Source organism: Pseudomonas sp. P106(2024), from assembly GCF_057480815.1.
Genome location: NZ_JBLIYU010000001.1, coordinates 478,130 through 503,635, shown reverse-complemented (window position 1 = coordinate 503,635; position 25,506 = coordinate 478,130). Strand labels below are relative to the sequence as shown.

General features: G+C 65.8%; 21 protein-coding genes. 8 read left to right on the top strand and 13 right to left on the bottom strand.

Going from position 1 to position 25,506, the window contains the following annotated elements:
- Positions 1-52 precede the first annotated feature (52 nt).
- From AC25M7_RS02300 to AC25M7_RS02285, 4 genes are all read right to left on the bottom strand, one after another.
- Positions 53-1,459, bottom strand: coding sequence for a M16 family metallopeptidase (locus tag AC25M7_RS02300; RefSeq protein ID WP_288519566.1), 1,407 nt, complete (start codon positions 1,457-1,459; stop codon positions 53-55).
- 31 nt (positions 1,460-1,490) lie between these two features.
- Positions 1,491-3,149 (bottom strand): Na/Pi cotransporter family protein, encoded by a 1,659-nt coding sequence (locus tag AC25M7_RS02295; RefSeq protein ID WP_028688654.1) that lies wholly within the window; start codon positions 3,147-3,149, stop codon positions 1,491-1,493.
- 263 nt (positions 3,150-3,412) lie between these two features.
- Positions 3,413-4,183 (bottom strand): TerC family protein, encoded by a 771-nt coding sequence (locus AC25M7_RS02290; protein ID WP_028688653.1) that lies wholly within the window; start codon positions 4,181-4,183, stop codon positions 3,413-3,415.
- 73 nt (positions 4,184-4,256) lie between these two features.
- Positions 4,257-5,564, bottom strand: coding sequence for a CitMHS family transporter (locus AC25M7_RS02285; RefSeq protein ID WP_028688652.1), 1,308 nt, complete (start codon positions 5,562-5,564; stop codon positions 4,257-4,259).
- Between the two features lie 269 nt (positions 5,565-5,833).
- Between AC25M7_RS02285 and AC25M7_RS02280 the strand changes: the two genes are divergently transcribed.
- Complete coding sequence (locus tag AC25M7_RS02280; RefSeq protein ID WP_028688651.1) at positions 5,834-6,235, top strand: GFA family protein; 402 nt, start codon at positions 5,834-5,836, stop codon at positions 6,233-6,235.
- Positions 6,236-6,273: 38 nt separating this feature from the next.
- On the opposite strand, the gene AC25M7_RS02275 is transcribed toward AC25M7_RS02280, so the two are convergent.
- The 6 genes from AC25M7_RS02275 to AC25M7_RS02250 form a co-directional block, all read right to left on the bottom strand.
- Positions 6,274-8,232 carry a DUF7844 domain-containing protein gene (locus AC25M7_RS02275; RefSeq protein WP_486970701.1) on the bottom strand — a complete coding sequence of 653 codons (1,959 nt, stop codon included), beginning with the start codon at positions 8,230-8,232 and terminating at the stop codon, positions 6,274-6,276.
- Positions 8,229-8,549, bottom strand: coding sequence for a DUF2388 domain-containing protein (locus tag AC25M7_RS02270; protein ID WP_011531558.1), 321 nt, complete (start codon positions 8,547-8,549; stop codon positions 8,229-8,231). The genes AC25M7_RS02275 and AC25M7_RS02270 overlap by 4 nt, the downstream gene beginning before the upstream one ends.
- 36 nt (positions 8,550-8,585) lie before the next feature.
- Positions 8,586-8,879: a DUF2388 domain-containing protein gene (locus AC25M7_RS02265; RefSeq protein WP_062359958.1), complete on the bottom strand. Its 294-nt coding sequence runs from the start codon at positions 8,877-8,879 to the stop codon at positions 8,586-8,588.
- A gap of 81 nt (positions 8,880-8,960) precedes the next feature.
- Positions 8,961-9,278, bottom strand: a complete 318-nt coding sequence (locus AC25M7_RS02260) for a DUF2388 domain-containing protein (RefSeq protein ID WP_028688648.1) — start codon at positions 9,276-9,278, stop codon at positions 8,961-8,963.
- Positions 9,279-9,575: 297 nt separating this feature from the next.
- Positions 9,576-9,788, bottom strand: coding sequence for a DUF1127 domain-containing protein (locus tag AC25M7_RS02255; RefSeq protein WP_028688647.1), 213 nt, complete (start codon positions 9,786-9,788; stop codon positions 9,576-9,578).
- Positions 9,789-10,130: 342 nt separating this feature from the next.
- A complete protein-coding gene (locus tag AC25M7_RS02250; protein ID WP_486970700.1) occupies positions 10,131-11,519 on the bottom strand; it encodes a NorM family multidrug efflux MATE transporter in 1,389 nt (462 codons plus the stop codon).
- Between the two features lie 157 nt (positions 11,520-11,676).
- Between AC25M7_RS02250 and AC25M7_RS02245 the strand changes: the two genes are divergently transcribed.
- Both AC25M7_RS02245 and AC25M7_RS02240 read left to right on the top strand, forming a co-directional pair.
- Positions 11,677-12,606: a LysR substrate-binding domain-containing protein gene (locus tag AC25M7_RS02245; RefSeq protein ID WP_028688645.1), complete on the top strand. Its 930-nt coding sequence runs from the start codon at positions 11,677-11,679 to the stop codon at positions 12,604-12,606.
- A gap of 181 nt (positions 12,607-12,787) precedes the next feature.
- Complete coding sequence (locus AC25M7_RS02240) at positions 12,788-14,767, top strand: methyl-accepting chemotaxis protein (RefSeq protein WP_069015931.1); 1,980 nt, start codon at positions 12,788-12,790, stop codon at positions 14,765-14,767.
- Positions 14,768-14,888: 121 nt separating this feature from the next.
- On the opposite strand, the gene hglS is transcribed toward AC25M7_RS02240, so the two are convergent.
- The gene (gene hglS, locus AC25M7_RS02235; protein ID WP_207851250.1) at positions 14,889-16,274 is read right to left on the bottom strand and encodes a 2-oxoadipate dioxygenase/decarboxylase HglS; all 1,386 of its coding nucleotides are present in this window, start codon (positions 16,272-16,274) and stop codon (positions 14,889-14,891) included.
- 140 nt (positions 16,275-16,414) lie between these two features.
- Positions 16,415-17,305 (bottom strand): LysR family transcriptional regulator, encoded by an 891-nt coding sequence (locus tag AC25M7_RS02230; protein ID WP_028688642.1) that lies wholly within the window; start codon positions 17,303-17,305, stop codon positions 16,415-16,417.
- A 136-nt stretch (positions 17,306-17,441) separates the two neighbouring features.
- On the opposite strand from AC25M7_RS02230, the gene amaB reads away from it, so the two are divergent.
- Both amaB and amaA read left to right on the top strand, forming a co-directional pair.
- On the top strand, positions 17,442-18,932 hold the full coding sequence (amaB, locus tag AC25M7_RS02225) for an L-piperidine-6-carboxylate dehydrogenase (protein ID WP_182321965.1): 1,491 nt from the start codon (positions 17,442-17,444) through the stop codon (positions 18,930-18,932).
- A 152-nt stretch (positions 18,933-19,084) separates the two neighbouring features.
- A complete protein-coding gene (gene amaA, locus AC25M7_RS02220; protein ID WP_486970699.1) occupies positions 19,085-20,371 on the top strand; it encodes an L-pipecolate oxidase in 1,287 nt (428 codons plus the stop codon).
- A 35-nt stretch (positions 20,372-20,406) separates the two neighbouring features.
- Here the strand turns inward: amaA and AC25M7_RS02215 are convergent, their stop codons facing one another.
- Positions 20,407-21,834 carry a mechanosensitive ion channel family protein gene (locus tag AC25M7_RS02215; RefSeq protein ID WP_207851251.1) on the bottom strand — a complete coding sequence of 476 codons (1,428 nt, stop codon included), beginning with the start codon at positions 21,832-21,834 and terminating at the stop codon, positions 20,407-20,409.
- 258 nt (positions 21,835-22,092) lie between these two features.
- On the opposite strand from AC25M7_RS02215, the gene ycaC reads away from it, so the two are divergent.
- From ycaC to AC25M7_RS02200, 3 genes are all read left to right on the top strand, one after another.
- Positions 22,093-22,722: an isochorismate family cysteine hydrolase YcaC gene (gene ycaC, locus AC25M7_RS02210; protein ID WP_028688638.1), complete on the top strand. Its 630-nt coding sequence runs from the start codon at positions 22,093-22,095 to the stop codon at positions 22,720-22,722.
- Positions 22,723-22,847: 125 nt separating this feature from the next.
- The gene (locus AC25M7_RS02205; RefSeq protein ID WP_028688637.1) at positions 22,848-23,414 is read left to right on the top strand and encodes an antibiotic biosynthesis monooxygenase; all 567 of its coding nucleotides are present in this window, start codon (positions 22,848-22,850) and stop codon (positions 23,412-23,414) included.
- Positions 23,415-23,480: 66 nt separating this feature from the next.
- Positions 23,481-25,451: an amidohydrolase gene (locus AC25M7_RS02200; RefSeq protein WP_213884151.1), complete on the top strand. Its 1,971-nt coding sequence runs from the start codon at positions 23,481-23,483 to the stop codon at positions 25,449-25,451.
- Positions 25,452-25,506 lie beyond the last annotated feature (55 nt).

Here is a 25,506-nt window from a genome sequence, read left to right as displayed (position 1 = left end):
TGTTCGAGGCGTCCTGGACGTGGACGCTGTTGGCTGACAGGATACCGCCGAATCACGGCTCCCGTGTAGCACCACTGGGGCGCTTGGCCAGCACGCGGCGCCGACGGATCAGCCCCGCAGCCAGGATCAGCCCCAGCAGCAGCGCCACCAGACCATACAGTTCGTCATACCCCAGCAACGGCTTCTCGATGCGCAGGTACCCCGGTTCCTTGAGCAGTTCGCGCAGCGCCGCGTCGGCTTGCTTGAGGCTGACCTGGCGCAGTTGCCGCACCGGATCGGTGAAACGCCCGTCCACGTAGGCGTTGAGCGCCCCCCAGTAGTAGTCGGCGAGCGCCGCGTTGCCCTGGGTGGTCCAGCTTTCCCGGGCAATCGCCGCCTCCTTGATCCGGGCGAAGGTGTCCGGGTCCAGACCGTGCTTGCGTAGGTGGTCGAACAGTTCCCCGAGCACCTTCAGCGCCGCGTCGAGGTCCTGGCGCTCAAGGTCGGCATTGAGGCTGAGCATCCCACTGTCGCCGAAGCTTTCGCGTTGCACCGACGGGCCATAGGACAGGCCGTGACGCAGGCGCAGCTGGTCGTACAGCGCCCAGTCCAGGTAACGCGAAAGCAGCTCGAGGGTCTGGTCATGGCCCTCTTCCAGCGTCGGCTCGATGAACAGCCAGTGCAGCTTGACGTTGTCGCCCAGCCAGCCGCGGGTCAGGTCGCGGCGCTGCTCGGCCTGCTGGCTGATGCTCTCCAGGTTGCGGCGTTCCCCGGGTTCGGTGGCCGGCAGCTCGCCGAAGGTGCGCTCCAGATAGGCCGGCAGCAGGCGGTCGAGGCCGCCGACGACGATCAGCGACATGTTGTTGGCCACGTACCAGTGCTCACGCAGTTGCCGCACCTGCTCCAGGGTCATATCGTCGAGGCTGGAGCGCTCGGGGCACTTCAGGCCCAGCTCGGTGGCCAGCTGGTCGCTGGCCGGGTGGCCGATGTCCTGGCGGTCGAGCCAGCGCTGCAGGCGGCCGTAGTGCCCGCCGTCCTCGCGTTCGATGATCTTCTTCGCCGTGGCCAGCGCTTTTTCGTCGATGCGGGTGTCGCGAATGATCGCCAGCAGCAGGTCGAGCACCTTGCGCTGGTTGCGCGCCGGGGCCTCGATGACGAAGGTGGTGTCGGCGCTGCTGGTGAAGGCGTTCCATTCCCCGCCCAGGGCCTGCATGCGCTCTTCCAGGCCGCCCTCGCCCGTCTCGTCGATCCCGCTGAACAGCAGGTGCTCGAGCAGGTGCGGCAGTTCGCGCTGGTCGCAATCGAAGTCGTCCAGGCCCACGCCAACCACCAGGCGGATCGACACATGGTCGCGCTCGTAGCCAGACTTGAGGATCACTTGCAGGCCGTTGGGCAGCAGGTAGCCCTCGACCCGCGAGCGGTCGAGGGCGAGCGTGGGCAGGCTGAGGATCAGCAGGCAGGCGAACAACAGGCAACGCATAGGCGAGCTTCGGTCTCCGGGGTGTCTGGGCTCAGGGCTGGCGGGCTTCGTCCGGCACGCTGTCGAGCATCAGCCCGCCGGTATCGGTGCCGCCCAGTACCACATAGGCACTGCTGCAGAACAAAGAGTTCAAACGCTTCATGTCGGCAATGAGCTCCAAGTGTAGCGAACTGGTCTCGATACTCTGCACCACTTTACGTTGCAGGCGGCTGACATGGGCATGGGCCAGACGCCGTTCCTGGGCGCGGAAGCGGCGTTTCTCGCGCAGCAACTGGTGCGCGCTCTGCGGGTCGGCGCTGAGGAATACCGAGAGGCCCAGGCGCAGGTTTGCCAGCAGCTGCTCCTGCAGTCCGGTCAGTTCCTCGAGGCCGACCTGGGAGAACTCCCGACGCTGCGAAGTCTTCTGCTGCTGGACCTTGCGCAGCATGCGCTCGATCAAGTCGCTGGCCAGCTTGAGGTTGATCGCCAGCTCGATGATCTCCGCCCAGCGCCGGTTGTCCTGCTCGCCAAGATCCTCGCGGGGCATCTGTGCCAGGTACAGCTTGATGGCGTTGTACAGGGCCTCGGCGTCCTCGCCCAGGGCACGCACCTGTTGTGGCATGGCGGTCTGGGTGCCGCGTAGGGCGCCGAGCATGGCGTCAAGCAGGCTGTCGACGATATCGCCCAGGCGCAGGGTTTCGCGCACGGCGTTGGCCAGGGCCAGGCTAGGCGTGTTCAGTGCGGTCGGGTCGAGGTGGCGTGGCTGGTGGTGGCCGTTGCCGTTGTCGCGCTCGGGCAGCAGGTAGTTGCACACCCGGCCCATGGGGTTGACCGTCGGCAGCATCAGCAGGCAGCGCAGGGTGTTGTAGAGCAGGTGGAAGCCGATCACCAGCTCCTGCGGGCTGAAGCTCAGGCTGTCCATCCATTCCACCAGCGGGTGCAGTATCGGGATGATCAGCAGCAGGCCGATGATCTTGTACAGCAGACTGCCCAGCGCCACCCGGCGCCCGGCGCTGTTCTGCAGGCTGGTGGTGAGGAAGGCGAGCAGGCCGCTGCCGATGTTGGCGCCGATCACCAGGCCGATGGCCACCGGCAGGCTGATTACCTCGGCGCCGGCCAGGGTGGCGGTGAGCAGCACGGCGGCCAGGCTGGAGTAGGAAATCATGGCGAACAACGCGCCAATCAGGGCGTCGAGCAGGATGTCTCCGGTCAGCGAGGCGAACAGTACCTTGACCCCCTGGGCATGGGTGATCGGCGCGGCGGCGTGGACGATCAGCTGCAGCGCCAGGATGATCAGGCCCAGGCCGATGCCCACCCGGCCCAGCTGGCCGGCGCGGGTCTGCTTGCGTGAGAGGAAGAAGATCACCCCGAGGAAGATCAGCAGTGGCGACAGCCAGGACAGGTCGAAGGTCAGCACCCGCGCCATCAGCGCGGTGCCCACGTCAGCGCCGAGCATGATCGCCAGGGCCGGGGTCATGGCCATCAGGCCCTGGCCGACGAACGAGGTGACCAGCATGGCGGTGGCGTTGCTGCTCTGCACCATGGCGGTTACCAGGATCCCGGCGATGAACGCCAGCGGACGTTTGTTCATGTTCTGGCCGAGCACCCGGCGCAGGTTCGAGCCATAGACCCGCAGGATACCGGTCCGCACGATATGGGTGCCCCACACCAGCAATGCCACGGCGGAGAGCAGGTTGAGCAGGGTCAGCATGGTCGGGCCCCCTTTTTTCTTCTATGCCCCTGTGCGGGGCCAATGGGTACAACGGTGAGCCTGGCCCGGGGGTGGGCTGGTTTTTTCAGTGCTCACTGAAGCTTTAGTTGTTTTGCGCGATGGGTGCCAGCTTGGCATGACTGAAATCTATTTGAAACACGGGTGCCTGTAGGAGCGGCCTTGTGTCGCGATAGGGGGCGCTCCTACAGGGACGTGGATGCGAAAAGGGCCCCGAAGGGCCCTTTTGTACTGCGCTCCTGATCTTACTGACCGGGAATGTCCTTGCGCAGTTTCACCGGATCGTGCTCCTTGCCCTTCTTGCGCGCCAGCGCCGTGCGCATGCGGATGTTGATCGCTTCAACCGCCAGCGAGAAGGCCATGGCGAAGTAGACATAGCCCTTCGGCACGTGAACATCGAAAGATTCGGCGATCAGCACGGTACCAACGACGATCAGGAACGAAAGCGCAAGCATCTTCAGCGACGGGTGCTTGTCGATGAAGTCGCTGATGGTGCCGGCGCAGAGCATCATCACCAGCACCGCGACGATGATCGCGGCGATCATCACCGGTACGTGGGAGACCATGCCCACCGCAGTGATCACCGAGTCCAGGGAGAACACGATGTCGATGATGGCGATCTGGATGATGGTGTAGAAGAACTTGCCGCCCGCCCCTTTCGGCGCATCCGCGCTCTCGTCCTCGCCTTCCAGGCCGTGGTAGATCTCCTGGGAGCTCTTCCACAGCAGGAACAGGCCGCCGAAGAACAGGATCAGGTCGCGCCCGGAGATGCCCTGGCCGAGCACATGGAACAGGTCGTCGGTCAGGCGCATGACCCAGGTGATCGACAGCAGCAGCATGATCCGCGTGACCATGGCCAGGGCCAGGCCGAAGATCCGCGTGCGCGGCTGCATGTGCTTGGGCATGCGGCTGACCAGGATCGAGATCATGATGATGTTGTCGATCCCGAGCACAATCTCAAGCGCGGTGAGGGTGAAAAAGGCAACCCAGATTTCCGGGCTGGTCAGCCATTCCATGTGTATTCCTTCGAGCGTTAAAGGCAAAGCGCCCAAGAGGCCGGGCGCTTTGCAGTTGGATGATGCGCTTGTATTACAGACTGCTGAACAGCGGGAAAGTCCCCAGTGCCAGCGCGCCGGCCATTATGCACAGGCACACCAGCACTGCCCACTTGAGGGTGAAGCGCTGGTGGTCGCCGAACTCGATGCCGGCCAGGGCCACCAGCAGGTAGGTGGAGGGTACCAGCGGGCTGAGCAGGTGCACCGGCTGTCCGACGATCGACGCGCGAGCCATTTCCACCGGGGTGACGCCGTAGTGGCTGGCGAACTCCGACAGCACCGGCAGCACGCCGTAGTAGAAGGCGTCGTTGGACATGAAGAAGGTGAACGGCATGCTGACGATCGCGGTGATCACCGCCATGTACGGGCCGAACGCTTCCGGGATCACCGCCAGCAGGCTCTTGGACATGGCGTCGACCATGCCGGTGCCCGACAGAATGCCGGTGAAGATGCCGGCGGCGAAGATCAGCCCGCTGACGGCCAGCACGCTGGAGGCGTGGGCGGCGATGCGGTCCTTCTGCTGCTGCAGGCACGGGTAGTTGACGATCATGGCGATGCTGAAGGCAATCATGAACAGCACCGGCAGCGGCAGCACGCCGGCGATCAGCGCGACCATCAGCGCTGCGGTCAGGGCACCGTTGAACCAGATCAGTTTCGGCCGGCGCGCTTCGGGGAACTGCGACACGCTGATCTCGCTGTGGTCGATGTCGTCGGTCGGCAGGTGCAGCTCGCCCAGGCGGGCACGCTCGCGCTTGCCGTACCAGTAGGCGATGGCCAGGATCGCCGCCACGCCGAAGGCCATGGCCGGGATCATCGGTACGAAGATGTCCGACGGGTCCACGTGCAGGGCGCTGGCGGCGCGGGCGGTGGGGCCGCCCCACGGAGTCATGTTCATCACTCCGCCGGCGAGGATGATCAGGCCGGCCATGATCCGCGGGCTCATGCCCAGGCGGCTGTACAGCGGCAGCATGGCGGCGCAGCAGATCATGTAGGTGGTGGCGCCGTCACCGTCGAGGGACACCACCAGGGCCAGCACCGCGGTGCCGACCGAGACTTTCAGCGGGTCGCCCTTGACCAGCTTGAGGATCTTGCGCACGGCCGGGTCGAACAGGCCGGAGTCGATCATCAGGGCGAAGTAGAGAATGGCGAACATCAGCATCACGCCGGTGGGCGCGAGCTTGCTGATGCCTTCGAGCATCATTGGGCCGATCTTGGCGGAAAAGCCACCGAACAGGGCGAACAGGATCGGTACCAGGATCAGCGCGATCAAGGCCGACAGGCGCTTGGTCATGATCAGGTACATGAAGGTGATGACCATGGCGAAGCCGAGGAAGGTCAGCATGGCGGTACTCCAGGCGTGGCGCGGCGAAAGGAAGGACGATTCGGGCGGATCAGCGCGTCAGGCGCTGCGCGAGGAGCAGGCGGAGGGATACTGCGAGAAGGCGGGCACAGGAAAACATCAGAATCACCATTGTTGTTGTTGATTGGGCCGGGGCGCGGAGGTTTCCGGGTGCCCTGGCTGGCCGGTCTGCTGCCGGTGGTGGCGCTATCCTATGTGGGCAAGCTTTCAGCCAGCTTTCGCCTGCGCTCAGGCGACGGGAGGTCATTTCGATGGTGGATGTCGTGGAAGGCGGGTGTCATTGCGGGGCGTTGCGCTACCGGCTGCAGGCCGATCTGGGCGATGTCGCCCATTGCCATTGCTCGATCTGCCGGCGGGTCAGCGGCGGTACGCTGGTGACCTGGGTCACCCTGCCCCTCGCGGGTTTCCAGTGGCTGGCGGGCTCGCCCCAGCGCTACATGGCGCCGCAGAGCTGCAGCCGGTATTTCTGTGGCAACTGCGGGGCGCACGTGGCGCTGGTGACCGCGCATAGCCCTGAAACGATCGATGTGACGGTGGCGACGCTGGATCACCCGGAGCGGGTGCCGGCCAATCGGCATATCTGGGTGGGGAGCCGGTTGCCATGGTTGCAGGTGGATCAAGGGTTGCCGGAGGAGGACGAGGAAAGCCTGTAGGGCATTGTGCTACCTCTGTTCGGCCTTATCGCCATGCGCTAGGGCAGCTGCAACCCCCCGGCCGCCTTGTGCAACGCCCGCAGATGCTCGCCCACCTGCTTGATATTGGCCTCCACGGCCTTGATCTCCCTGCCCCGTTCCGGCCCCAGCAGCGCCCTCACCTGCTGGTCCAGGTCGGTGCTCAGCCGTAGCAGCTGCGCCTGGCGCTCACTGCTCACCTGCTCCAGCTGCTTGCGCTCGGCAGGCTGCGGCAGGCCATAGCCCCCTGCCCCCAGCAATTCCGCCGGGCGGCTGAGGAAGCCGCTGTTGGCCAGCATCGCCTGCAAGGTTTCGTTGGCCTTGTCGAAGCTGCCGTCCTTGAGCGCCCGGCCATTCAGGTAGCGTTGCTTGACCTCGTCCTGGGCCAGCAGCAGCTGGCGGCGCAGGCCGGCCTGCTCGAGCAGCAGCAAGGCCGCGCTGGTACGCAGGTCGGCGCGGTCGAACCATTGGCGGCGCAGCTCGGCGTCCAGCGCCAGCCAGTCTTCCACGCTCGTCTGCTTGATCGGCAACTGCTTGCGCAGCACCTCGAACATTGCCTGGTAGCGGTCGCGATAAGAGTCGAAGCGATAACCCAGGCGCAGTGCCTCGCGCGGGTCGTCGAGCACGTGGGTATCGGCCAGTCCCCTGCCCTTGAGCACCTCCAGCAAACCGTTGGGCATGATGCTGTCAAGGTCGTTCAGGCGCGGGTTGCCGGTGCCGCTGCGCAGCAGCTTGAGCGATTCCACGGCGCAGTTGTTGGACAGGAAGTAGTAGTTACCGTCGTAGCTCCAGTGCATCTCGGCGGCCTGGCGCACCAGGTTCTCGATCTCGCCGCGGCTGAGCTTGAGCGGCACCGAGGCCAGGCTGCGCAGCTCGGTCTTGGTGTATTCGTCGATCACCTGCCCCAGCGGCAGCACGAACAGCCGCGAGGGATAGGCGCCGGTCAGGCCGTCCCAGCTGGACAGCTGCACGTCGTTGACGAAGGCGCGGTACGACAGCACCAGGCTCTGGTCCAGGTCCAGGCGGCAGGCTGGATCGCGCGGGCGGCCCGGGGCGCAGATCACCAGGCGCAGCATGCTGTGGCCCCAACGGCTGACCCAGTTCTGGTTGGCTTCGGCCAGCAGGTAGTCCACCTCGTAGACCCGCTCCGGGTCGATCTCACCCAATGGCTGGCGGGCGAAATCGTTGCCGGCATTGAGGAACGGCAGGCCCCTGGCGCAGGTGTCCTGTTGCGGCGCCCAGCCGAAATGGTCGCGCAGGTACTGGTTTAGCGCAGGGCGACGGCAGCCGTAGCTCGGGTCGAGGAGGAAGTATTCCATGTTGACCGCGATGAACTCTTTCGGGCTGCTCAGCTCGTAGGGATCCGGGCTGCGCACCAGCTGGCCGTTGTGCTGCTCGCGCTCGCCGCGCCGGCCGACGTACTGTGGCCAGCCGGCCAAATCCAGCAGGCGCGGGTCGTCGCTCAGGGTAAAGCGGCGTTCGGCCTGACCACGGCAGTCCTGCGGCAGCCCGACCTTGCCCAGAGCGCCCTGCTGGCGCTTGCAGCGGCTGATCAGCTGGCGCTCGGCGTCCGGCCACAGGCGCGCGCGGTCATAGATATGGGTGAGTTCGTGGAGCACGGTGGCCAGCAATTCCTCGCGGACCGTGCCGTGGGGACGGTTGGTCTTCTCGCGGGCGGCGCTGCCGTCGACCAGGCCCGGCAGCAGGCGCCGGTTGAGTTCCAGGCTGGCCACCGGAGAAGCCTGGCCGTAGGCGTCCTCGGGCATGCGCTCGGTCCAGCCGACCAGGATTTGCCGGTCCAATTGCTGTTTGAAGCGCGGTGGCAGCTTGGCCATGGCTTCGTCGAGCAACGTCTGGGTCGCCTGCTGTTGTGCAGGGTCGAGGCCGTCGCGCTGCAGCACCAGCTGCAGGTCGGCCAGGGCGGGCGTGCCGAGCAGCGTCAGGGCGCAGCCCAGCAGCCAGGCACGCACGCGCTTCACAGGGCGAGGATGGCTTCGGCCAGCACCTGGTCGCTGGCGTCACGGGCCTCGGGGACGCGGGCGCGCAGGGTGTCGAAGGCGGCCTCGAGCTGGGCGCCGCGGATATCACCGTTGCTGGCGACGAAGCTGGCGGCGTCGTCGTGGGCTTCACGCACCACTTTCGAGTCGCGGATCGAGGTGGTGGTGTCGGAGGTGAAATCGATCGAACGGCCAAAGGCGCGGACGATGATGTTGCTGGTGGCCACCAGGGTGTGGGCCTGGGCCAGGTCGGCGAGCAGCAGCATGCCGAGGGTGGCGGCGATCAGCGGTTTACGCATGGAGCATCTCCGGAAGTACAGGGGAGTCGAATGTAGTTATTGGACGAGAATCGCTTCGGCCAGTTCACGGTCGCCGACGCAAGGCCGGGCCAGGTCCTGGTGCAGCATGTCCAGCGCCGCCTGCAGGCGCGCGCCGCGGATCCGGCCGTCGCTGGCGACGAATGCGGCAGCGTCGTCACGGGCGGCGGCGACCAGCTTGCGGTCGAACGGCGCGGCGGTAACCTGGCTGGTGACGTAGCCGCTGATGACCAGGCTCTGGGTGGTGGTATCCATGGCCTGGGCGCTGCTCATGCAGGCCAGGGCGAACAGTGAAGGCAACAGGTAACGCATGGGCGGTCTGGCGATGATCTCGGGCTGCGAAGGCTACCCCGGATCCACGGGCGGGGCCAGTGAATCCGGGCGGTGCGGGGCTCAGATGGCGAGGATGGCGCGGGCCAGTTGCGCGTCGCTGGCCTGCAGCTCCGGCAGTTGCTGGCGAATATGCGCGAACGCGCTCTCCAGCTTGGCGCCGCGAATGGCGCCGTCGCTGCCAACGAAGCTGGCGGCATCGTCACGGGCGGCCTTGACGATCTTGTCGTCGCGGAACGAGGAGGAGATGTCGGAGGTGGCGTCGGTGGAGGCGGCTACTGCGCCTACCACAGCGTCGGTGGTGACGACGAAGCTGGTGGCATTGGCCGCGCCGGCGAGCGACAGCAGCAAGGCGGCGCCAAACAGGTGATAACGGGACATGGTCGGGGACTCCTGCACAGGGTCTGGATGGTTCTGCTTATCGGACGCTCGCTTGGCTCGTCACGGTACTTTTCTCTGCCAGGCGCGTAAGACAAGCGTAACACGCGCTGGTTCGGCCATTTGGCTCGAGAAAAGATCACAAATAGTAACTGTGCCTGTCGATTTGTAAGTTATAAAAACTGTTATGTTTGGTCGTGCGAATGCTCTAGTCCGGGCCTTGAAACAAAAAACCCGCCGCAGTTTCCTGCAACGGGTTCTTGTGAGTTTGCGGTGCCGGCCTGGGCCGGCGTCCGGCGCTTAGCGCCAGAACGGCTTGCTCAGCTCTTCGTAGCGCTGCGACTCGCTGATGCCGGCGTCAGCCAGCAGGCGGGAGTCCAGGCGCGCCAGCTGGCGGCGGCTGGCCATGCGGCGCTGCCACAGTACCAGGGTGGACAGGACGCGCAGCGGCAGGGCGGCGTTGGAGGCTTGGGCTTTTTCGAAAACCAGGTCGGAACTGAGGGTACGTTCCATGATGTGTCATCCTTCCGCTTGTGGCGGCATTAGGGAGTGATTTAACTGGTGCCCATCTTCCTCTTCTCTCGTCCAGAACAGTAGGTACAGTTCAGGTGTATTGTGAGGGGGCAGTTAACTGTTGGAAGGGACTGTTGCACTTGTTATTGGCAAAACTGTACTGGTGTGCGCTTTTTTGGTGCGGTTTTGTGGAGGTAGTAGGGAAGTGGTGAACAGAAAGTGATGTTTATGGCGGTACAGTAGTACAGTTTTAGACGGTTTTTACTTCAAGGTGTTCGACGGTACAGTTGCAGCGCCAGGTACTTGTCCGCCATCACGTGATCCCCAGCGCCCCCAAACCCCTCAAACCGACACCGCCGCCCCCCGCGCCCGCTCTGCCTTGCCCATCAACCGCTTCATCCGCCACTCAAAGCCGAACGTCAACGCCACCGCCGCGCAGGCCAGGCCCAGCGCCAGCCCCCACCAGATCCCCTGCGCGCCGCCGCCGAGGTTGAAGGCGAACAGCCACGCGCTCGGCGCACCCACCAGCCAGTAGCACACCAGGCCGATCAGGAAAGTGGTCTTGGCGTCCTTCAGGCCACGGATCGAGCCCATGGCGATGGTCTGCACGCCATCGAATAGCTCGAACCATGCCGCCACCATCACCAACTGTACCGCCAGCATGAAGATCGCCGCGAAGGCCGGGTCGTTACGGTCGATGAACAAACCAACCAGGGCGTCCGGCAACAACCAGAACAGTGCGGCGAAGGCGAACATCAGCGAGGCACCGAAGCCGATACCCACGCGCCCGGCGCTGCGAGCCGCCAACAGGTTGCCGGCACCATAGTAGAGGCCGACGCGCATGGTCACCGCATACGAAAGGCCGGTCGGGACCATGAATGCGGTCGAGACGATCTGCAGTGCGATCTGGTGCGCCGCCAGTTCCGTGCTGCCCAGCACGCCCATGCACAGGGCGGCGAAGGCAAACAGGCCCACTTCGACCATATAGGTACCGCCAATCGGCAGGCCCAGCCGCCACAGCTCGCGCAGTGCCGGCAGGGAAGGGCGCGACAGCCCCTTGCGCAGCGGGTAGGCGGCATAGGCCTTGTGCCAGCGAATATAAAGCGCGAGGGCGATGGCCATGCCCAGGGTCACCACGGCGGTGACCAGGCCGATGCCCATCAGCCCGAGCTTGGGCAGGCCGAACATGCCCTCGATCAGCGCATGGTTGAACAGGTAGTTGAACACTGTGCCCACCAGGCTGATGACCATCACCGGGGTTGAGTGTCCCAGGGCGCTGGTGAAGCCGCGCAGGGCCATGAAGGTCATGTAGCCGGGGAGGGCGAGCGGCAGCAGGGTGAGCAGCTGCATCGCCGAGTCGACGTTCTCCGGCTTCTGGCCGAACAGCAGCAGCACTGGCTTGAGGTTCCACATCACCAGCGCCGAGACCAACGCCAAGCCCCAGGCCAGCCACAGGCCGCTCTGGGCCAGGCGGGTGACGCCCTCGGTGTCGTTGGCGCCCTTGCGGATCGCCACCAGCGTGCCGACCGCGGCGATCACACCCAGGCAGAAGATCGACACGAACGAATAGCTCGCCGCGCCCAGGCCGCCACCGGCCAAGGCCTGCGGGCTGATGCGGGCCATCATCAGGGTATCGGTGAGTACCATCAGCATGTGCGCCAACTGCGAGGCGATCAGCGGCCCGGCCAGGCGCAGCAAAGCCTTGAGTTCAGTGGTGGGCGCGATATGCATGGGGGCGGTCCTTCTGGATGAGTCGGGGAAGCGAGCCGTCGATTCTGAGGCCTCGGTCAGCTTTGCACAAAAGGATAAATGCGATCACAGGCATGAGCCTGACTCATGGATGTATGATCCTGTGCATCCGACCTACGCCCCGCCTAACAGGTGCGCCATGACCCGCCAACTGCCTCCGCTCTATGCGCTGCGCGCATTCGAAGCTGCCGCCCGGCTCAGTTCGTTCACCCGTGCCGGTGAAGAACTGTCGATCACCCAGAGCGCGGTCAGCCGGCATATCCGCACCCTTGAGGAGCATTTCGCCTGCCGCCTGTTCATACGCAGCGGGCGAAGCCTGCAACTGACCGAAGCCGCGCGCATGCTGCTGCCCGGTGTGCGCGACGGCTTCGCGTCGCTGGAGCGGGCCTGCGATACCTTGCGCGGCGAGGACGACATCCTGCGCATGAAGGCGCCCTCGACCCTGACCATGCGCTGGCTGCTGGCGCGCCTGAGCCGTTTTCGCCACCTGCAGCCGGGCAACGAGGTGCAGCTGACCAGCGCCTGGATGGATGTCGATCATGTCGACTTCAACCAGGAGCCGTTCGACTGCGCGGTGCTGCTCAGCGATGGCAGCTTTCCGGCAGACTGGGAGGTGCGCCGGCTGTTCTCCGAGTTGCTGATCCCGGTGGGCGCGCCGGAACTGCTCGATGACGCGCCCTGGGACGAACGGCGCCTGGCGGGCATCGAACTGCTGCACCCCACGCCGGACAAGCGTGACTGGCGTGCCTGGCTGGCGCGCATGGGGCTGACCGACAAGGTCTCGCTCAAGGGCGGGCAGGTGTTCGATACCTTGGAACTGGGCATGATCGCCGCGGCACGGGGCTATGGGATCTCCATGGGCGACCTGCTGATGGTGGCCGAGGACGTGGCCCAGCGCCGGCTGAGCCTGCCCTGGCCGACTGCGGTGGCCAGTGGCATGGACTACTACCTGGTGTGGCCGCGGACCCGGCCGGGCGGGGAGCGGCTGCGCAGGTTGAGTGTGTTCCTGCAGGAGGAGGCGGCGGCAATGGACCTGCCGGTTGTGCAGGTACTGTCGGCGCAAGGTTGATAACCATCGCGGGCCACAGCAAGAAAACGTTTGCGAATATCCCGGTCCAGCACTCAAGTATTTCCTACAGACGCCGATCAACTTGCACCAGCGTCCCGGAAGAGGACGCGATTCCCCGTCGATATGCAGCGGGCGGTCAGCGTGATCAGGACGATCCCGGCCTCTTGCCAGGAGCCTTGCCATGTCTCAACCGCGTGCCCGAATCGCCTCGCAGCTCGGGATCGCCCTCGCCATCGTGCTGGCGCTGGTGATCACCGGTAGCACCCTGTTCGCCCTGCGTTCGCTGGACGACGCCAACCTCACCACCCGCCAGGCGCATCTGGCCAGCGAGGCGCGGCTGCTGGCCGACCAGCTCGACACCTTCCACGGCTCGCTCAAGGACAACACCCAGCGCCTGAGCGGCCTGTTCGAGCGCCGATTCGCCTCGGGGCTGGCGCTGCACGCCGGTGAGACGGTCAACGTCGCCGGTGCCGCGACACCGGCGCTGTACCTGGGCGACCACCTGCTGAACAACGATTTCCGCCAGGTCGACGAGTTCCAGCAGATGACCGCCGGGGTCGCGACCCTGTTCGTGCGCAGCGGCGACGACTTCGTGCGTATCAGCACCAGCCTGACCAAGCAGGACGGCAGCCGCGCCATCGGCACCCAGCTCGATCGCCAGCATCCGGCCTACGCCAAGCTGATGGCCGGGCAGACCTACGTCGGCCGCGCCGTGCTGTTCGAGCGCAACTACATGACCCGTTACGTGCCGGTGCGTGACGGCGGTGGCCGGGTGATCGCGGTGCTGTTCGTCGGTTTCGACTACACCGATGCGCAGAACGCCCAGTTCGCCAACCTCAAGCGCTTCCGCATCGGCCAGACCGGCTCGCTGGCGTTGCTGGACGAGCAGGGCAAGTGGCTGGTGCCGCCGGCCGAGGTACGTGACGGCGAGGCGGCGGCCCAGGCGGTCAAGGCGCTGAAACCGGGGGCAGGGCAGTTCTGGGCCGGTGCCGGCGAGCCGGTGTTCAGCGTCACCGAGCCGTTCGCCGAGGGCCCGTGGACCGTGGTGGCAAGCATGCCCGAGGGCGAGATCCGCGACGTGACCTGGAGCGTTGGCCTGCGCCTGGCCATCGGCAGCGTGCTGGCGATGCTGCTGGCCGTGGCCGCCACCCTTTGGTTGCTGCGCCGTAAACTGCGCCCGCTGGGCGACCTGGTGCGCCAGGCCGAAGCCCTCGGCGCCGGCGACCTGAATGCTCGCCTGAGCGTCACCAGCCATGACGAGATCGGCCAGCTGGCCCGCAGCTTCAACCAGATGGGTGAGGCCCTGGCGACCATGGTCGAGCATATCCGTGCTGCCTCCGACCAGGTCAGTGGCCGTGCCCGCTCGTTGTCGGGCCTGTCGTCCGGTGCCTGCGAGGGCATGGACCAGCAGTCCGGCGAGATCACCAGCATGGCCGGCGCGGTGGAGGAGTTCAGCGCCACGTCGATGAACATCGCCGACAACATGGCCGGCACCGAGCGCATGGCCCGCGACAATGCCCAGCAGACCCGCATCGGACGCAGCGCCATGGACGAAGCCTCGGTTTCCCTGCGGCAGATCGCCGAGGCCTTGGGTGGCACCGCCAGAGTGATGGACACCCTGGGAGCCCGTTCGCAGGAGATCGGTGGGATTGTCGGCGTGATCACCTCGATCGCCGAGCAGACCAACCTGCTGGCGCTGAACGCCGCCATTGAGGCGGCGCGGGCCGGCGAGCAGGGCCGTGGATTTGCCGTGGTCGCCGACGAAGTTCGTGGCTTGGCAGCGCGCACCCGCCAGGCCACCGACGAGATCTCGGGCATGATCGCCAGCATCCAGCAGCAGACCGGCCATGCCATCAGCACGTTGGAGCAGGGCAATCAGCTGATGCAGGAAGGCCTGGCACGCAACGACAAGGTGGCCGAAGCCCTGGCGCGCATCGACGAGCAGAGCCGGGTGGCGGGCGAGCAATTCGCCGTGATCAGCACCGCGACCCAGGAGCAGAGCAGCACCGCGACGGTGCTCAGCCGCAACCTGCAGAGCATCGCCCAGGCCAACAGCGAGCAGCGTGATGTGGCCAATGAACTGGCCATGACGGCCCGCGAGCTGGAGGGGCTGGCGGGGCAGTTGCGCCAGGAAGTAGATCGGTTCCGCACTCACCGCTAGTGCACTGGGGCTGCCTTGCAGCCCTTGCGCGACACAGGGCCGCTCCAGGCGAGCGCGTTCCCATGTAGGAGCGGGCTTGTGTCGCGAACGGGCCGCAACGCGGCCCCAGCGGTTTCAAATACTACAGCGTCCCCAGCCCCAACGCCTGCGCACACGCCTGCAACGACCGGCGCTCGCTCTGCGCATACAGCGCCAGCTCATCCTGCACCTGCAACCCCAGCGCCTGCTCGAAGGCCTCGCGGTTGGCGTTGCTGCCATAGTCGGCCTGGCCATCGTCCCCCAGGTTGGACTGGAAGATCCCTGCCGCGCTCACCGGCAGGAAATCCTCGTACACCAGCGCCTCGAAATGCACGTGCCCGGCGTCGATCAGCCCCTGCAGGGTGGTCGGGCGATCCTGTTGCCCGCGCTCGGCCAGGCCTTTCTCGGTGGCGAAGTAGCGAAAGTACGCCAGCCCCTGCTCGCGCATCTGCCCCAGGTCATCCGGAAACTCGGCGAAGTGCTCCGCGAGCAGCGCCCTGTATCGCTCGGCATTGGCCTCCGCCGGTGCGCCGCCCAAAGCTTCACGGGTCGCATCCAGCAGCCGGTCGTACAGCTGGCGCCCCTTGGGCGTCAGCGCCGCGCCGCGCTGTTCGATCTCGCCGAAACGCGCCGTGTGGCTGCCCTGGGCATCACTGAAGGCGACCTTCTCCTGCAGGGCCTTGAAGCTGGTCTGGCGCAGCAGGATCGGCTGGCGCCGGGTGGGCGGTCCCTCGACCACGGCCTTGGGCGGAATACCCTTGGCCGGCATGCCGAGCTGGATCGCGTCGATGTCCAGGGTGCGCGGGGTCAGATGGTTGATATGCGGGCCTTTGAACGCCACCACGTCGGCGATCAGCCGGTGCTGGTCGTGCAACTGCTGGTACTGCTCGGCGCTGACCGTGGCGTCCTGGTGCCAGCGGAAGGTGTGCAGCGCCTCCTGGACGAAGGTCTCGGCATCGCTTGCGTCCAGGCCGCCGTCGCGTTCGCATTGGGCGATCAGCTCGAGCACGCGGGGGGTGAAGATCTGCCGTTGCTCCAGGATGCCCCGGGCCAGTGCGCGCAGTTGCGGGTTGTCGATCAGCTCCAGGCGCAACAGCGAGGTGAACACGCGGAACGGGCTGATGTGCAGCGACTGTTCGTGCACGGCGCGAAATGCGGTGGAGTGCACCGGCACGCCGGCCGAGCTCAGGTCGTAGTAGCCGACCGGCTGCATGCCCATCACCGCGAACAGGCGGGCGATGGTGGCCAGTTCCTCGGCGGTGCCCACGCGGATGGCGCCGTGGCGTTCCTGGTCGAGGCGTTCGATCTCGCCGGTCCAGCGCAGGGCCTCGGCCACCTTGGGCTGTGCGGCCATGACCTGCTGGTTGGTCTCGCTCACCAGCTCAAGCAGCGTGCCGTACAGGGGGACTTCCTGCTTGTACATGAGCGACATGGCGGCAGAGAACTGCGCGCGGATGCTGTCGGGGCTGACGAAATCATGGGCGGGCATCGCAAGCTTCCTGGGTGAGTGGAGGACACTTACATGAAAGCTGGGAATGGAGCTGGCGTACAAGCGAAAAAAAGTGCGGGTTTCATTCCATAATTGATCGACCTTGAGGACCATGGGGCCGCAAAGCGGCCCCGGCAATCTCAAGCCTGCAACTGTTCGCGAACCCACTCCACCAACGCCCGCACCTTCGGCACTTCCGCCGCATGCTCGGCATACGCCAGATAATGCGCGCCACTGCTCTTCATCGCATGGTCCCAGGCCAGCACCAGGCTGCCCTCGGCCAGCTCCCGGGCCACCAGGTACCGCGGCACCAGCGCCACCCCGCACCCCGCCTGCGCCGCGCTCAAGGCCATGTAGAAGGTGTCGAAGCGTGGCCCGTGGTAGCTGTTGTCGGTGTGCAGCCCTTGCTCCAGGAACCACGCGTGCCAAGCCTCCGGGCGCGAGGTGCTCTGCAGCAATACCAGCTCCGCCACCGCGCCCGCGTCAGGCAGCGTGCGGCCTTGCAACAGCTCCGGCGCGCACACCGGCACCACCTCTTCGCCGAACAGCTCGACGCAGGTCGCCCCCGGCCAGGTGCCCTGGCCATAGAAGAACACCACGTCGGCCGACCCCTGCAGCAGGGAGAACGGCTCCATCTCGTTGCGGATATCCAGGTGGATGTTCGGGTGGCGCTTGCCGAAGCCTTTTAGGTGCGGAATCAACCAGCGCACGCCGAAACTCGGTTGAGTGGCTACCTTCAATACTTCGGTCTGCGAGCCATAGCTCAGGACATAGCGGCTGGACATGTCCACCTGGGTAAGGATCTTGTTCACCTCGGCCAGGTACAGGCTGCCGGCGGGGGTTAGCTGCAAGCGTCGACGGATGCGCAGGAACAGGTGGTGACGCAGCATCTCCTCGAGCTGCGCCACCTGCTTGCTCACCGCGCTCTGGGTCAGGTGCAGCTCCTCGGCGGCGCGGGTGAAGCTCAGGTGGCGGGCTGCGGCCTCGAAGCACTGCAGGGCGGTCATGGACGGAACCAGGCGTTTGGACATAAGCGGTCTCGGCGGCTGAAATCATTACCTGGCGGAATGATATGCGGAATAAAGGTCGTTTGTTGCACCTGTGTAATCGGATTAATACTGACCCACATCCTTTTCCACCCCTTCACCCGATGAAAGGAGAAGCACAATGGTTGCTGCACTGCTCGAGCGTCTTGGCGTTGCCGCCGCGGCTCACACCCAGGGCGACTACCCTGTTCACACCCCGATTGACGGCAGCCGCATCGCCTCGGTGAAACTGCTCGGCAAGGCCGACACCATTGCCCGCATCGACCAGGCGCAACAGGCCTTCGAAACCTGGCGCAGCGTGCCGGCCCCACGTCGCGGCGAGCTGGTGCGCCTGTTCGGCGAGGTGCTGCGCGAACACAAGGCCGACCTCGGCGAACTGGTCTCCATCGAAGCCGGCAAGATCACCCAGGAAGGCCTGGGCGAAGTGCAGGAAATGATCGACATCTGCGACTTCGCCGTCGGCCTGTCGCGCCAGCTGTACGGCCTGACCATCGCCTCCGAGCGTCCGGGCCACCACATGCGTGAAACCTGGCACCCGCTGGGCGTGGTCGGGGTGATCAGCGCCTTCAATTTCCCGGTGGCGGTATGGGCGTGGAACACCGCGCTGGCGCTGGTGGCCGGCAACGCCGTGGTGTGGAAGCCATCCGAGAAGACCCCGCTGACCGCCCTGGCCTGCCAGGCACTGTTCGACAAGGCCGTGAAGGCCTTCGGTGATGCGCCGGCTGGCCTGGCGCAATTGGTGATCGGTGGTCGCGAAGCCGGCGAAGCCCTGGTCGACGACCCACGCGTGCCGCTGGTCAGCGCCACCGGCAGTACGCGCATGGGTCGTGAAGTCGGCCCGCGTGTCGCGGCGCGATTCGGCCGCAGCATTCTCGAGCTGGGTGGCAACAACGCCATGATCCTGGCCCCGAGCGCCGATCTGGACCTGGCCGTGCGCGGCATCCTGTTCTCCGCCGTCGGCACCGCCGGCCAGCGCTGCACCACCCTGCGCCGTCTTATCGTTCACCGTTCGATCAAGGACGAAGTGGTCGCCCGCGTCAAAGCCGCCTACGGCAAGGTGCGCATCGGTGACCCGCGCAAGGACAACCTGGTCGGCCCGCTGATCGACAAGCAGTCGTTCGATGCCATGCAGGGCGCGCTGGCCAAGGCCCGCGACGAGGGTGGCCAGGTGTTCGGTGGCGAGCGTCAGCTGGCCGACCAGTACCCGAACGCCTACTACGTGTCGCCGGCCATTGCCGAGATGCCGGCCCAGAGCGACGTGGTCCGCCACGAGACCTTCGCGCCGATCCTCTACGTGTTGGCCTACGACGACTTCGAAGAGGCCCTGCGCCTGAACAACGAGGTGCCGCAAGGCCTGTCGTCGTGCATCTTTACCACCGACATTCGCGAGGCCGAGCGTTTCCAGAGCGCCTCGGGCAGCGATTGTGGCATCGCCAACGTCAACATCGGCACCAGCGGCGCGGAGATCGGCGGGGCGTTCGGGGGTGAGAAGGAGACCGGGGGCGGGCGTGAGTCCGGGTCGGACGCGTGGAAGGGCTACATGCGCCGGCAGACCAATACCGTGAACTATTCGCGTGAGTTGCCGCTGGCGCAGGGCATCGTGTTCGATTGATGATCGTGGGCGGGGGCTGACGCCCCCGAATCGCGAGGCGACACAAGGCCGCTCCCACAGGGTTCGGCGCGATTCCTGTGGGAGCGGCCTTGTGTCGCGAAAGGGCTGCGAAGCGGCCCCAGAGGCAATAAGAACAATTGCTGGAGCCGGCCATGTCCGAACTGCGTCAAGAATGTCTGTGGGAACACGTCACCCAGCCGACCGTCGCCGCCCAGGCCCTGGCCGGCGAGCATAAGGCCGATGTCTGCGTGATCGGCGGCGGCATCACCGGCCTGTCGGCGGCGATCCACCTGCTGGAGCAGGGCAAGTCGGTGATCCTGCTGGAAGCCTGGAAGATCGGCCACGGCGGCTCCGGGCGCAACGTCGGCCTGGTCAATGCCGGCACCTGGATCCGCCCCGACGACGTCGAGGCCACTCTCGGCCACAAGCAGGGCGCCCGCCTGAACAAGGTGCTCGGCGAGGCCCCGGGTGAAGTATTCGCCATGATCGAGCGCCTGGGTATCGACTGTCAGGCCCGGCACCAGGGCACCTTGCACATGGCGCACAACGCCACCGGCATCGCCGACCTCGAGGCCCGCCACCAGCAGTGGACCCGGCGCGGCGCCGACGTCGAGCTGCTGACCGGCGCGCACTGCCAGGAATACTGCGGTACCGACAAGATTGCCGCCGCGCTGCTCGACCGCCGCGCCGGCACCATCAACCCTATGGGCTATACACAAGGCCTGGCCGCCGCCGTGAACCGGCTGGGCGGCAAGCTGTTCCAGCAGTCCTCGGTCGATGGCCTGGAGCGTGATGGCGACGCCTGGCGAGTGAAGACCGCACGCGGCGCGGTGCGTGCCGACAAGGTGGTGATCTCCACCGGCGCCTACACCGAAGGCGACTGGAGCAACCTGCAGAAGCACTTCTTCCGCGGCTATTACTACCAGGTCGCCTCCAAGCCTCTGCATGGCGCCGCCGCCGACAAGGTCCTGCCCCATGGCCAGGGCTCGTGGGACACCCGCACCGTGCTCAGCAGCATCCGCCGTGACGACCAGGGCCGCCTGCTGCTCGGCAGCCTCGGCCGGGTCGACAACAAGCCGGCGTGGTTCGTGCGCAGTTGGGCCGACCGTATCCAGAGCCACTACTACCCGGCGCTGGGCAAGGTCGAGTGGGAGATGCACTGGACCGGCTGCATCGACTTCACCCCGGACCACCTGATGCGCCTGTTCGAACCGGCGCCGGGGCTGGTGGCGGTGACCGGCTACAACGGGCGCGGCAACACCACCGGCACGGTGATCGGCCGGGCGTTTGCCGAGTTCCTGCTCCAGGATGATCCGGACAGCCTGCCGATTCCATTCTCGCCGATGAGGCCGGTGAGCGCGCCGTCGCTGCGCACGGCGTTCTACGAGTCGGGGTTCTCGCTGTATCACGCAGGGCAGTGTCTGCGGGTGGTGTTGTAGGCACTGCCGCTCCTACAGGGGGTGGCGGTGCTTGGCTATTTGTGAAGCCAGCTCAGGAACCCACCTTTCTTCACCACCGCCGGTTTCTGCAGCAGCAGTGACTCGCGTTTCTGCCGGCGGAACCGCTGCAGCTTGGTCAGCGCCGACTTCACATCCCCGCTCTCGGTCAGGCAACCGCGCACCTGTTCCTTGTCGATACGATAGAGCATGCAGCCGCTCAGGGCGCGGAACTCGACCGGCGAGGCCTCGTCGTCCACCAGCCCCTCCAGCCCCAGCACCTCCCCAGGCCCCATGCGCCCGCCTTCGATCAACCGCTCGCCATCGCGTACCGAGGCCAGCACCACGCCACGGCTGATCAGCAGCACATGCTCCGAGCGCTCGCCGATACCGAGGATGACCTGGTCGGCCAGGTACTCCACCGTGGTCATGCGCTGGCTCAGGGCATCGCGCTCTTCGTTGCTCAGTGAGCGGAACACCCGCACTTCGTCCAGCAGTTCGCGCTGGCGACTGCGCACGGGGGCGCCAAGCTCGGTGTTCCAGGTCACGCCGCTGGCCTCCAGGTGGCGGTGGGCCAGGTCGAACAGCTGGTTGCGCACCTCGGTCTTGCGCGACATCTCGGCGATAAAGCCGCTGGCTTCGTACTCCACCGACTCCAGGCTCGAAGCTTTCACCGTGACCTTGGGCGCCGGCTTGTCGAGCAGGATGCTGGTGCCCTGCAGGGTCTTTTCCAGCGCATCGAACACCCGCTGCGGACGCACCTTGGCCGGCACCACCACGCTGATCGACACCCCATGCACCTCGGCCGGGCGGCTGAAGTTGAGGATCTTGGCCTTGGCCGCCACTGAATTGGGGATGACCGCCAGGCTGCTGTTGCCGGTGATCAGGCGGGTGGCGCGCCAGTCGATGTCGACCACCTTGCCCTCGGTGCCGTCGATCGAGATCGAGTCACCGATCTGGTAGGGCCGCGTGGTGTTCAGCACGATGCCGGAGAACACGTCGGCCAGGGTGCTCTGCAACGCCAGGCCGATGACGATGGCCATCACCCCGGAGGTCGCCAGCAGGCCCTTGACCGGCAGTTGCATCACATAGGCCGCCGCCGCCACCGCCGCGACCAGGAAGATCAGCGCCCCGACCACATCCTGCAGCAGGCGCCCGCCGTGGCTGCCGCGTGCCACCAGCAGCAGGCCGAACACCACCGTCACCGTGCGCGCGGCGAACAGCCACCAGCCGATCGCCAGCACCGTGGCCATCAGGTTGCGCGGCACATCGTCGGCCCAGGGCGGCGGTTGCAGCGGGCTCATGCCCGCCGTCAGCAGCACCGAGCTAAACACCAGGAAGCACACCAGCCGCGTGGCGATGCGCCAAGCCCGGTGGTGCAGCGGAATCAGCTGCCAGAGCAGCAGGTCGAGCAGGATCAGCAAGGTGCCGAGCAACAGCGGGTATGACTGGATGAACGCCAGCATGGTGGTCTCGGTGCGGGGGAGGGCTGTGGGTAGTAATAGAGCAGGTTGGGGTAGCGGGCAATGGCTGTCTGCGGGTATCGCAATCGCGGGGCAAGCCCGCGATAAGGCCAGAAAACGTGGCGCCTATCCATCGTTCGTAGAATAGAACGCTACAGCCAAATTTCGCTATCTACCGCCACAAAGGTTCCGGTTTTAATCTTCTCCCATCAACGCGAAACACCCACCCCACTGAAGATCGAAACCCAAGGAGCACCGGCAATGAACAACTTCAAATACAACCGCCTGAACAAAGACGACGCCGCCGTACTGCTGGTCGACCACCAGGCCGGCTTGCTGTCCCTGGTCCGCGACATCGAGCCGGACCGCTTCAAGAACAACGTGCTGGCCCTGGCCGACCTTGCCAAGTACTTCAACCTGCCGACCATCCTCACCACCAGCTTCGAGCAAGGCCCCAACGGCCCGCTGGTGCCGGAGCTGAAAGAGCTGTTCCCGGATGCCCCGTACATCGCCCGCCCAGGCCAGATCAACGCCTGGGACAACGAAGACTTCGTCAAGGCAGTGAAGGCCACCGGCAAGAAACAGCTGATTATCGCCGGCGTGGTGACCGAAGTGTGCGTGGCCTTCCCGGCGCTGGCGGCTCTGGAAGAGGAGTTCGAGGTGTTCGTGGTCACCGATGCTTCCGGCACCTTCAACGAAATGACCCGCGACGCGGCCCACAACCGTATGAGCCAGGCCGGCGCGCAACTGATGACCTGGTTCGGCGTGGCCTGTGAGCTGCACCGCGACTGGCGCAACGATGTCGAAGGGCTGGCGGCGCTGTTCTCCAACCACATCCCGGACTACCGCAACCTGATCACCAGCTACAACGCTCTGACCGCCGGCAAGTAAGCCGCCGCCAGCCTGGCACCCGCGAGGACGATGGTGCCAGGCAAGGCAGCACACCCATCCAATCCAGCGCTCGTCTGCTGTTGCACAGTGGATGCAGGCCAGCTCATCTCCAGGGAATGACAGCGATGAACACCGCAACCGAAGGCAACCGCAGCGTCGTCACGCTGGTGATCCAGCACAAGGTCCGTGCCCAGGCGCTGGCGCGCTACGAAACCTGGCTCAAGCGCGCCGTGACTACCGCTCGTCAACAGCCCGGTCATCTGGACGTCAATGTCATCCGCCCGGACGACGGCGGCCGCCACTTCACCACCGTGGTGCGCTTCGCCGACGCCGGCCTGCTGCAGGCCTGGGTCAACTCTGCCGAGCGCCAGGCGCTGATCAGTGAAGTGCTGCCACTGCTGGAAGACGGCGACCAGACCCAGGTGCACGATGACCCGGAGTTCTGGTTCACCCCGCCCAGCGTCGGCGCCGCGCAACCGCCGCGCTGGAAACAGGCCCTGCTGACCTACCTGGTGATCTGCCCGATGACCCTGGTCATTCCCCAGCTGCTGGCGCCGCTGTTTGCTCGCTATCCGTTGCTGGGTGGCCAGATCACCGGCAACTTGGTCACCAACCTGTTCGTCATCCTGCCCGTGGTGTTCTACATCATGCCCTGGGTGACGCGCCGCTGTGCCGGCTGGTTGCGCCGCTGAGCGCCCGCCGTGATCCATTGCTAGCCTTCAACCGCCTGCCGATCACCCACCCGGACGGAGAGCACCATGAGCCAGGACCCTACCGACCAGAGCCGCCGCAAGTTCCTCGCCACCAGCACCGTGCTCGGTGCCGCCGGCGCGCTGTGGAGCGCATTGCCGTTCACCGATTCCGCCCGTGCCGCCCTTTCAGGAGATCCCATGAACGCCGACCTCATCTTGTTCAATGGCAAGTTGCACACCGTTGACCGCGAGAAACCCACCGCTAGCGCCGTCGCCATCAAGGACGGCAAGTTCCTTGCCGTGGGCAGCGACGCCGAAGCCATGGCCCACAAGGGGACCGCAACGCAGATCATCGATCTCAAGCAGCGCACGGTGATCCCCGGCCTCAACGACTCGCACCTGCACCTGATTCGCGGTGGCCTGAACTACAACCTCGAACTGCGCTGGGAAGGCGTGCCGTCGCTGGCCGACGCCCTGCGCATGCTCAAGGACCAGGCCGAGCGCACGCCGACCCCGCAGTGGGTGCGCGTGGTCGGCGGCTGGAACGAGTTCCAGTTCGCCGAGAAACGCATGCCCACGCTGGAAGAGATCAACCAGGCTGCGCCGGACACCCCGGTGTTCCTGCTGCACCTCTACGACCGTGCGCTGCTCAACCGCGCCGCGCTCAGGGCGGTGGGCTACACCAAGGACACGCCCAATCCCCCAGGCGGCGAGATCCAGCGCGACAAGTTCGGCAATCCCACCGGCATGCTCATCGCCCGGCCCAACGCCACCATTCTCTATGCCACCCTGGCCAAGGGGCCGAAGCTGCCGCTGGAGTACCAGGTCAACTCCACCCGCCAGTTCATGCGCGAGCTCAACCGCCTCGGCCTGACCAGCGCGATCGATGCCGGCGGCGGCTACCAGAACTACCCGGACGACTACCAGGTGATCCAGGAGCTGGCCAACAACGACCAGTTGACCGTGCGCATTGCCTACAACCTGTTCACCCAGAAGCCCAAGGAAGAACTGGCTGACTTCAAGAACTGGACGCAGAAGGTGAAGCCCGGCGACGGCACCGACTTCTTCCGCCACAACGGTGCCGGCGAGATGCTGGTGTTCTCCGCCGCCGACTTCGAGGACTTCCTCGAGCCGCGCCCGGACCTGCCGCAGACCATGGAGCAGGAGCTGGAGCCGGTGGTGCGTCACCTGGTCGAGCAGCGCTGGCCGTTCCGCCTGCACGCCACCTACGACGAGTCGATCTCGCGCATGCTCGATGTGTTCGAGAAGGTCAACCGCGACATCCCGTTCAATGGCCTGCCATGGTTCTTCGACCATGCCGAAACCATCACCCCGCAGAACATCGAGCGGGTCCGGGCATTGGGCGGTGGCATCGCCATCCAGGACCGCATGGCCTTCCAGGGTGAGTATTTCGTCGAGCGTTATGGCGCCAAGGCCGCCGAACACACCCCGCCGATCAAGCGCATGCTCGACATGGGCGTGCCGGTGGGGGCGGGGACAGATGCTACCCGGGTCTCCAGCTACAACCCGTGGACTTCGCTGTACTGGATGGTCAGCGGCAAGACCGTCGGTGGGCTGGAACTGTATCCGCAAGGCCTGAGCCGCGAGACCGCGCTGCAGCTGTTCACCCATGGCAGCGCCTGGTTCTCCAGCGAGCAGGGCAAGAAGGGGCAGATCAAGGTCGGCCAGCTGGCGGACCTGGCGGCGCTGTCGCTGGACTTCTTCAGCGTCGATGAAGAGGCGATCAAGGGCATCGAGTCGGTGCTGACCGTTGTCGACGGCAAGGTGGTGTACGGCGCCGCGGAGTTCGACAAGCTGGGCCCAGCGCAGGTACCGGTATTGCCGGAGTGGTCGCCGGTGGCCAAGGTGCCGGGGCACTGGCGCGCCGGTGCGCCGATGGCGGCGGCGCTGCACCAGTGTGTCGGGCCGTGCGGGGTGCATGCCCACAGCCATGAGAAGGCGCGGCATTCCAGTGTGCCGGTGAGCGATTACCAGGGCTTCTGGGGTGCGTTGGGTTGTTCCTGCTTCGCGTTCTGATGGCCTGATCGCGGGGCAAGCCCGCTCCCACCGAGACTACAGGGCTTCGTGGGAG

What these genes read in the sequence shown, in the direction of transcription:
- AC25M7_RS02300 (WP_288519566.1), bottom strand. Translation starts at nt 1,459, where the DNA reads ATGCGTTGCCTGTTGTTCGCCTGCCTGCTGATCCTCAGCCTGCCCACG.
- AC25M7_RS02295 (WP_028688654.1), bottom strand. Translation starts at nt 3,149, where the DNA reads ATGCTGACCCTGCTCAACCTGCTCTCCGCCGTGGCATTGCTGGTGTGG.
- AC25M7_RS02290 (WP_028688653.1), bottom strand. Translation starts at nt 4,183, where the DNA reads ATGGAATGGCTGACCAGCCCGGAAATCTGGGTTGCCTTTTTCACCCTC.
- AC25M7_RS02285 (WP_028688652.1), bottom strand. Translation starts at nt 5,564, where the DNA reads ATGCTGACCTTCCTCGGCTTCGCCATGGTCATCACCTTCATGTACCTG.
- AC25M7_RS02280 (WP_028688651.1), top strand. Translation starts at nt 5,834, where the DNA reads ATGGTGGATGTCGTGGAAGGCGGGTGTCATTGCGGGGCGTTGCGCTAC.
- AC25M7_RS02270 (WP_011531558.1), bottom strand. Translation starts at nt 8,549, where the DNA reads ATGCGTAAACCGCTGATCGCCGCCACCCTCGGCATGCTGCTGCTCGCC.
- AC25M7_RS02265 (WP_062359958.1), bottom strand. Translation starts at nt 8,879, where the DNA reads ATGCGTTACCTGTTGCCTTCACTGTTCGCCCTGGCCTGCATGAGCAGC.
- AC25M7_RS02260 (WP_028688648.1), bottom strand. Translation starts at nt 9,278, where the DNA reads ATGTCCCGTTATCACCTGTTTGGCGCCGCCTTGCTGCTGTCGCTCGCC.
- AC25M7_RS02255 (WP_028688647.1), bottom strand. Translation starts at nt 9,788, where the DNA reads ATGGAACGTACCCTCAGTTCCGACCTGGTTTTCGAAAAAGCCCAAGCC.
- AC25M7_RS02250 (WP_486970700.1), bottom strand. Translation starts at nt 11,519, where the DNA reads ATGCATATCGCGCCCACCACTGAACTCAAGGCTTTGCTGCGCCTGGCC.
- AC25M7_RS02245 (WP_028688645.1), top strand. Translation starts at nt 11,677, where the DNA reads ATGACCCGCCAACTGCCTCCGCTCTATGCGCTGCGCGCATTCGAAGCT.
- AC25M7_RS02240 (WP_069015931.1), top strand. Translation starts at nt 12,788, where the DNA reads ATGTCTCAACCGCGTGCCCGAATCGCCTCGCAGCTCGGGATCGCCCTC.
- hglS (WP_207851250.1), bottom strand. Translation starts at nt 16,274, where the DNA reads ATGCCCGCCCATGATTTCGTCAGCCCCGACAGCATCCGCGCGCAGTTC.
- AC25M7_RS02230 (WP_028688642.1), bottom strand. Translation starts at nt 17,305, where the DNA reads ATGTCCAAACGCCTGGTTCCGTCCATGACCGCCCTGCAGTGCTTCGAG.
- amaB (WP_182321965.1), top strand. Translation starts at nt 17,442, where the DNA reads ATGGTTGCTGCACTGCTCGAGCGTCTTGGCGTTGCCGCCGCGGCTCAC.
- amaA (WP_486970699.1), top strand. Translation starts at nt 19,085, where the DNA reads ATGTCCGAACTGCGTCAAGAATGTCTGTGGGAACACGTCACCCAGCCG.
- AC25M7_RS02215 (WP_207851251.1), bottom strand. Translation starts at nt 21,834, where the DNA reads ATGCTGGCGTTCATCCAGTCATACCCGCTGTTGCTCGGCACCTTGCTG.
- ycaC (WP_028688638.1), top strand. Translation starts at nt 22,093, where the DNA reads ATGAACAACTTCAAATACAACCGCCTGAACAAAGACGACGCCGCCGTA.
- AC25M7_RS02205 (WP_028688637.1), top strand. Translation starts at nt 22,848, where the DNA reads ATGAACACCGCAACCGAAGGCAACCGCAGCGTCGTCACGCTGGTGATC.
- AC25M7_RS02200 (WP_213884151.1), top strand. Translation starts at nt 23,481, where the DNA reads ATGAGCCAGGACCCTACCGACCAGAGCCGCCGCAAGTTCCTCGCCACC.